Source organism: Methylorubrum podarium (genome assembly GCF_022179745.1).
Taxonomy (GTDB): Bacteria; Pseudomonadota; Alphaproteobacteria; order Rhizobiales; family Beijerinckiaceae; genus Methylobacterium; species Methylobacterium podarium.
The window spans coordinates 1-7,234 of the sequence record NZ_BPRD01000218.1 but is presented as its reverse complement, the minus strand read 5'-3'; the positions used below and the strand labels follow the sequence as shown (position 1 = coordinate 7,234).

At 69.0% G+C, this 7,234-nt stretch carries 6 protein-coding genes; 2 read left to right on the top strand and 4 right to left on the bottom strand.

Going from position 1 to position 7,234, the window contains the following annotated elements:
• The first annotated feature begins 224 nt into the window (after positions 1-224).
• Together MFF42_RS11850 and MFF42_RS11845 are read left to right on the top strand one after the other, a co-directional pair.
• On the top strand, positions 225-1,835 hold the full coding sequence (locus MFF42_RS11850; RefSeq protein ID WP_238255924.1) for an ABC transporter ATP-binding protein: 1,611 nt from the start codon (positions 225-227) through the stop codon (positions 1,833-1,835).
• 371 nt (positions 1,836-2,206) lie between these two features.
• Complete coding sequence (locus tag MFF42_RS11845) at positions 2,207-3,427, top strand: phosphopentomutase (protein ID WP_238255923.1); 1,221 nt, start codon at positions 2,207-2,209, stop codon at positions 3,425-3,427.
• Positions 3,428-3,464: 37 nt separating this feature from the next.
• On the opposite strand, the gene ettA is transcribed toward MFF42_RS11845, so the two are convergent.
• From ettA to MFF42_RS11825, 4 genes are all read right to left on the bottom strand, one after another.
• A complete protein-coding gene (ettA, locus tag MFF42_RS11840; protein WP_238255922.1) occupies positions 3,465-5,117 on the bottom strand; it encodes an energy-dependent translational throttle protein EttA in 1,653 nt (550 codons plus the stop codon).
• 259 nt (positions 5,118-5,376) lie between these two features.
• Positions 5,377-5,652: a hypothetical protein gene (locus tag MFF42_RS11835; RefSeq protein WP_238255921.1), complete on the bottom strand. Its 276-nt coding sequence runs from the start codon at positions 5,650-5,652 to the stop codon at positions 5,377-5,379.
• Positions 5,653-5,674: 22 nt separating this feature from the next.
• A complete protein-coding gene (locus MFF42_RS11830; protein WP_238255920.1) occupies positions 5,675-6,568 on the bottom strand; it encodes a DNA/RNA non-specific endonuclease in 894 nt (297 codons plus the stop codon).
• Positions 6,569-6,575: 7 nt separating this feature from the next.
• On the bottom strand, positions 6,576-6,830 hold the full coding sequence (locus tag MFF42_RS11825) for a hypothetical protein (protein ID WP_238255919.1): 255 nt from the start codon (positions 6,828-6,830) through the stop codon (positions 6,576-6,578).
• Positions 6,831-7,234: the final 404 nt, after the last annotated feature.

Genomic DNA, 7,234 nt, shown 5'->3' with positions numbered 1-7,234 from the left:
CGGGGGAGGGTGCCCGCGCGAGCGGGCGGGAGAGGGGCCGGCTCAGGTCTTTCCGGAAGCGGCGCTCCCCTCTCCCGACCCCCTTCGGGGGCCACCCTCTCCCGCGGAGGGGAGAGGGAGGGGGCTTGCGACTTCAAGAAAATTCGCGTCACCCGCCCCGCGCGCTATAACCCCCGTCCCGCCCCGCTGCCGGACGGCGGGCCGACTTTCTCCGCCGGGGTTCGATGTCCGATACGCTGCTGACCGTCGAGGATCTCTCGGTCGCCTTCCGGGGCGGCGCGCGCGAGACGCTGGCGGTGGATCGCGTCAGCTTCGCCATCGCGCGGGGCGAGACCCTGGCGCTGGTGGGCGAATCCGGTTCCGGCAAGTCGGTGACGGCGCTGTCGATCCTGCGCCTCCTCGACGGCGCGGCGCATCACCCGGGCGGAAAGATCCTGTTCAAGGGGCGCGATCTCCTGACGCTGCCCGAGCGCGAGATGCGCGCGGTGCGCGGCGCGGACATCACCATGGTGTTCCAGGAGCCGATGACGTCGCTCAACCCGCTCCACACCATCCAGCGCCAGATTGGCGAGGTGCTGGAGATCCACCGCGGCCTGAAAGGCAAGGCCGCGCGCAAAAGAATCCTCGAACTGCTCGACCTCGTCGGCATCCGCGACGCCGAGCGGCGGCTCGGGGCCTACCCGCACGAGCTGTCGGGCGGTCAGCGCCAGCGGGTGATGATCGCCATGGCGCTCGCCTGCGAGCCCGACCTGCTGGTGGCCGACGAGCCGACCACCGCCCTCGACGTCACCGTGCAGGCGCAGATCCTGGCGCTGCTCGCCGACCTGCAGAAGCGGCTCGGCATGGCGATGCTGTTCATCACCCACGATCTCGGCATCGTCCGCCGCATCGCCACCTCAGTCTGCGTGATGCTCGCCGGCCGCATCGTCGAGGCCGGCCCGGTGGCGCAGGTCTTCACCCGGCCGCAGCACGAATACACCCGGCGTCTGCTGGCCTCCGAGCCCACCGGCCGGGCGAACCCCGTGCCCGTGCAGGCCGAGGAACTGGTCGAGGCCGGGCCGCTCAAGGTGTGGTTCCCCCTCAAGGCGGGGCTGCTCCGGCGCACCGTCGGCCACGTCAAGGCGGTCGACGGGGTGCGGCTCACGGTGCGGGCGGGCGAGACCGTCGGCGTCGTCGGCGAATCCGGCTCGGGCAAGACCACGCTCGGCCTCGCCCTGCTGCGGCTCACCGAATCCGAGGGGCCGATCGTCTTCCTCGGCCAGCGGATCGAGGATCGCAACCCGCGCGGGATGCGGCCCCTGCGCAAGGACATGCAGGTGGTCTTCCAGGACCCCTACGGCTCGCTCTCGCCGCGGATGTCGGTGGGCGACATCGTCGCCGAGGGGCTCGAAGTGCAGGGGCAGGTGAAGGGTGCCGCCGCGCGCCGCGCCCTGGTGGCGAAGGCGCTGACCGATGTCGGCCTCGACCCGGCGGCGATGGATCGCTACCCGCACGAATTCTCCGGCGGCCAGCGCCAGCGCATCGCCATCGCCCGGGCCATCATCCTGAAGCCCCGCTTCGTCGTCCTCGACGAGCCGACCTCGGCCCTCGACCGCTCGGTCCAGGCGCAGATCGTGACGCTGCTGCGCGACCTGCAGCGGGAGCGGGGCATCGCCTACCTGTTCATCAGCCACGATCTCAAGGTGGTCCGCGCGCTGTCGAACTACGTCATGGTGATGCAGCACGGGCAGGTGGTGGAGGAGGGGCCGGCCGAAGACATCTTCTCGGCGCCCAAGACCGAGTACACCCGCACCCTGTTCGCGGCGGCCTTCGAGATGGACGCAGTGACAGCTTGATGTCCATTGTGAACAGTATCGAATTTATCTCGACCGTAATTTTGTTCGGTTAAATTCTGTCAGTTGTCATGATGTTTAAAATATTGCCATCTATTTGAGGCAGGAATGTGAGAGAAAAATCAGATAACGTGTCAATTATAGGAGAGTCGAGTGATTTCTACAGCAGTTTGTTCGAAGATGAAAAATGAATTACAGTGAGTTTCGAATTTCATCAACCGAGTCGTTTGACGAATTCGATACAAATAATCAAACTATAGGCATATCGAAATTTTAGAGATTGGCAACAGTTTGGGTTTGACCAAGTTAGTGACTAAAGATATTAGACTTGAAGCTAAAAAGGCCAATGACGCCATTTCGAGTAGGCCCATAATGTGACCCGCGCGCTCCTCATCGTCCTCGATTCCGTCGGCATCGGCGGCGCCCCGGATGCGGAACACTACGGCGATGCCGGCTCCGACACGGTCGGCCACATCGCGGAGGCCTGCGCCACCGGGCGCGGCGACCGGCCCGGCCTGCGCGCGGGCCCCCTGCGCCTGCCCAACCTCGCGGCGCTGGGCCTCGGCCTCGCCTGCGAGGGGGCGACCGGCCAGGTTCCGCCGGGGCTCGCTCCGGCGGGCGCGCCGCAGGCCCTGTGGGGCCACGCCGTCGAGACCGCCGCCGGCAAGGACACGCCGTCCGGTCACTGGGAGATCGCGGGCGTCCCGGTGCGGGAGGCCTGGGGCCACTTCCCCGACACGCACCCCGCCTTCCCGGCGGAGCTGACCGCGGCGCTGATCGCGCGGGCGGGGCTTCCCGGCATCCTCGGCGATCGCCACGCCTCGGGCACCGCCATCATCGACCGGTTCGGCGCCGAGCACGTCCGGACGGGCCGGCCGATCTGCTACACCTCGGCCGACAGCGTCTTGCAGATCGCCGCCCACGAGGAGGCGTTCGGGCTGGAGCGGCTCTACGAGACCTGCCGGATCGCGCGCGAACTCTGCGACCCCTACCGCGTCGGCCGGGTGATCGCCCGGCCGTTCCTCGGCAGCGCGGCGGAGGGCTTTCACCGCACCAGCCGCCGCAAGGACTTTTCGCTGACGCCGCCCCCCGGCACGCTGCTCGACGTGCTGGACGCCGCCGGCCGCGCCGTGGTGAGCGTCGGCAAGATCGGCGACATCTTCGCCCACCGCGCCACCGGCCGCGAGATCAAGCCCGCGGGCAACGCCGCCTGCCTCGACGCGGCGCTCGACGCCTTCGCCGGCCTGCCGGATGGCGGCTTCGTCTTCCTCAACCTCGTGGATTTCGACACCGAGCACGGCCACCGCCGCGACGTGCCGGGCTACGCCGCCGAGCTCGAAGCCTTCGACGCCCGCCTCCCCGAGATCCGGGCGGCACTGCGGCCGGGCGACCTCTGCGTCGTCACCGCCGACCACGGCAACGACCCGACCTGGACCGGCACCGAGCACACCCGCGAGCAGGTGCCGGTCCTGGCCTTCGGGCCGGGATTGGCGCCGGGCTCGATCGGGCGACGCGACAGCTTCGCGGATATCGGCGCCTCGGTCGCGGCGCATCTCGGCCTGCCGCCGCTCGGGGCGGGCCGGGCGTGGTGGTGAGGCATTCCCCTCCCCTTGCGGGGAGGAGAGGGGGCGGTCAGCGCGAAAACTTCTTGTACTTCAGCTTCTTCGGGATCAGCGAATCCGTCCCGAGGCGCCGCTTCTTGTCGGCCTCGTAGTCGGAGAAGTTGCCCTCGAACCACTCGACATGGCTGTCGCCCTCGAAGGCGAGGATGTGGGTCGCGATGCGGTTCAGGAACCAGCGGTCGTGGCTGATGATCACCGCGCAGCCCGCGTAATCCTCCAGGCCCTCTTCGAGCGCCCGCAGGGTCTCCATGTCGAGGTCGTTGGTCGGCTCGTCGAGGAGCAGCACGTTGCCGCCCTTGCGCAGGGTCGCGGCGAGGTGGACGCGGTTGCGCTCGCCGCCGGAGAGCACGCCGACCTTCTTCTGCTGGTCGCCGCCCTTGAAGGCGAAGGCCGCGCAATAGGCGCGGGAATTGATCTCGCGCTTGTTGAAGTAGAGGATGTCGTTGCCGCCCGAGATTTCCTGCCAGACCGTCGCGTTCGGATCGAGCGCGTCGCGGGACTGATCGACGTAGCCGAGATGGACGCTCTCGCCGATCTCGATCGCGCCGCCATCCGGCTTCTCGACGCCGGTGATCATCTTGAACAGGGTCGTCTTGCCGGCGCCGTTGGGGCCGATCACGCCGACGATGCCGCCCGGCGGCAGCTTGAACGAGAGATCCTCGATCAGGAGCCGGTCGCCGTAGGCCTTGTTCAGGTGCTTGAACTCAATGACGTTCTGGCCGAGCCGCTCGGTGATCGGGATGACGATCTGCGCGGTGGCGTCGACCTTCTGCTGCTGCTTGGCGACCAGCTCCTCGTAGCGGGTGATGCGCGCCTTCGACTTGCTCTGGCGGGCCTTCGGCGAGGCCGAGATCCACTCCGTCTCGCGGGCGATGGCGCGCTGGCGGGCCATGTCCTCGCGGCCCTCCTGCTCCAGGCGCTTCTGCTTCTGCACCAGCCAGGAGGAGTAGTTGCCCTCGTAGGGAATGCCCTTGCCGCGGTCGAGCTCGAGGATCCAGCTCGTCACGTTGTCGAGGAAGTAGCGGTCGTGGGTGACGATCAGGATCGCGCCCGGATATTGCCGCAGGTGCCCTTCGAGCCAGTTCACCGTCTCGGCGTCGAGGTGGTTGGTCGGCTCGTCGAGCAGCAGCAGTTCCGGCTCCCATAGCAGCAGCTTGCAGAGCGCCACGCGGCGGCGCTCACCGCCCGACAGGGTCGCGACCGGCTGCTCGTCGCTCGGGCAGCCGAGCGCTTCCATCGCCTGATCGACCTTGGAATCGAGCTCCCAGAGGTTCTGGGCCTCGATCTGGTCCTGGAGGGCGGTCATCTCGTCCGCCGTCTCCTCGGAGTAGTTCATGGCGAGTTCGTTGTAGCGGTCGAGCAGCGCCTGCTTCTCGGCCACGCCCTCCATCACGTTCTCGCGGACCGACTTGTTCGGATCGAGCTGCGGCTCCTGCGGCAGGTAGCCGACGCGGGCGCCCTGCGCGACGAAGCCCTCGCCGGTCCAGTCCTTGTCGATGCCGGCCATGATCTTGAGCAGGGTCGACTTGCCGGCGCCGTTGACGCCGAGCACGCCGATCTTGGCATCGGGGTAGAAGGACAGGTTGACGTTCTCGAGGACCTTCTTGCCCCCGACATAGGTCTTGGTCAGACCCCGCATGTGGTAGATGAATTCGCGGGCCATGTGCGGTCGTCCTGCGTGAAGCGTGGATGCCGGTCGGGCCGGCAGTCGCGGATGCGTGGCCGCTCGCGCGCGGCCGGCCGGATCGAGCGAGAATGCCCGAGCCATGCCGCGCGGGGCGCCGTCCGCTCGCGGATGAAGAATTTCGTGTCCGAGTATCAGGGCCGCCCGGCAGGGGCAAGGCGCCGCCCGGCAAGGATCCGGCACGGATAAGGCGAACCGCCGGGCCTCGGCGCGATGCCGGACGGCGGGCGAAGGAACCTCAGGCGAAGGGGTTTCGCACCGGCTCGGCCGTCTCCGGCTCGTCGGGCACCGCGTCCGGCAGATCCTCCGATTCGAGGACGGCGACCACCGCGTCGAGCAGGGTCTTCAGGGCCTTCGCCTGGCGCAGGCCCTCCCGGTCTCGGGTGAGGTCGAGGCTGCCGTGCAGGGCGATCCGGCGCGTGCCGTTCTCGATCGAGAAACCGGCGAAGGTCTGCACGCCCGCATCCTCCGCGAAGGGGCGGAAGGGGAGGGCATCGGCTTTGCGGCGCGGCATCGGGGCCTCCTCACAGGTTCGCTCAGAAGATCGCGCGCATCAGTTCACGCCAGAGCCGACGCAACGCGTCGGCGGCGAGTTGCTTGAGGAAGTCGGCGAAGGATTGCTGCCCGTGCCCATGACCGTGGCCGTCGCGGGAGAATTCCTGCGGCTCGGGCAGGGTCATCGCCCTGGTCTTCGCCGCCTCGGACAGGGCCGGGAACACGTCGAGCCCGGCCAGGTCCTGCACGGTCGTGAGCGGGACCGCGCGCCACTCCGCGCCCGCCCTGTTCGGCGCGAGATAGGCCCCGGCCTCGCCGGTGCGCGGGTCGTAGATCGCCTTGAACAGCTGGGTCGGCACCAGCACCCGTCCCTTGATCGCGCCGACCGAGCGTCCCTCGAAGATCGGGCCGGTCACGACGAAGATCTCGCCGCGCTCGGTGGCGAGCCGGCGCACGCTCTCCTCGATCGCCGCCCACAGGCCCCGGTTCAGCGCCCGGTTCTGGGGCACGATGTTGGCGAGGCTGAAGGATTCGGCCTGGGCGACCGCACTCGGCATGTCGCCGGCGGGCGCGAGGTGGCCGCGGTCGTAGCCGCTGCGGACGTAGTCGGACAGGCTCGCCCGGTCGTCCTCGGGCAGGCGGTCCTCGTCGTGGAAGGCGTCGGCGCGCTCGACCCGCCGGGCGGCGGACACGCTCCGGCGCGTCAGGCGCTCGGCCGCGTAGAGCGGCGTGCGCGAGACGCCCGAATGCAGCACGGCGAAGGCGTCGAAGCAGAGCGGGACGGCGCGGTCCGACAGCTTCGGATTGGTGAGAACCGGCGCCCGGCCGTCCGCGAACAGGGCGGGGCAGGCGGGGGCGTCCGAGAGGGGCTGGGCCGCGACCGCGTGGGAGACGACGAGAAGGAGAAGGGCGGGGATGACCGGGCGCGGCGCCATCGCCGGCTCAGAAGCAGACGCGGACGCGCCGGGGGCCGGACGGCGTCTCCCGCCAGCGATAGCCGCAGGGACGCCCGAGCGGATCGATCAGCGGGCGGATGTCCCGGTCCGGCGGTCCCGGTGGGCGGCGGCAGCGGACGTCGTCGAGGCAGCGTGCCGCCTCCGGGCGGACCCTGCCGGCATCCGCCGCCCGGGCTGCACCGCCGGTCATCAGGGCGAGCGCCAGCACGGCCGTGACCGGAATCGTTGCGGCGAAAGGCATCGGAGGGCAGCCTCGGGAAGAGCGGGCCAAAGGGGGGCCAAGGGGTGAGCAAGGGGTGGGCGACCGGGAGCGACGGGCGGGCGCGATGTTGATCAATGCACCCTTCATCCATAATTGAGGGCGCGTCACGCGTGAAATCGTGGGGCTGCCTTAACTCTGAAGGCAGACGAGGCGGGCGAATCCTCTGAAAGGCGCGCCGCTGTTGCACCGAGATCATGGTATCCCGTGATCGGTTTGCGGTAGAAAGATCGTTCATACGTCCCGGGGCGAGCGGTTTCCGGGGGCGGGCGAGATCCGATGGGTGGGCCGCGTTCGAGGGTTCGGGCGTGCGGCCCCGCAAGAGCCGCCCTGCTGACGGGAACGCATTGAGAGACGGGTGAAGGCATTGGCACTAGCGGACACGA

Coding starts and splice junctions, on each gene's coding strand:
- MFF42_RS11835 (WP_238255921.1), bottom strand. CDS start 5,652: ATGCCGCGCCGCAAAGCCGATGCCCTCCCCTTCCGCCCCTTCGCGGAG.
- MFF42_RS11825 (WP_238255919.1), bottom strand. CDS start 6,830: ATGCCTTTCGCCGCAACGATTCCGGTCACGGCCGTGCTGGCGCTCGCC.
- ettA (WP_238255922.1), bottom strand. CDS start 5,117: ATGGCCCGCGAATTCATCTACCACATGCGGGGTCTGACCAAGACCTAT.
- MFF42_RS11830 (WP_238255920.1), bottom strand. CDS start 6,568: ATGGCGCCGCGCCCGGTCATCCCCGCCCTTCTCCTTCTCGTCGTCTCC.
- MFF42_RS11850 (WP_238255924.1), top strand. CDS start 225: ATGTCCGATACGCTGCTGACCGTCGAGGATCTCTCGGTCGCCTTCCGG.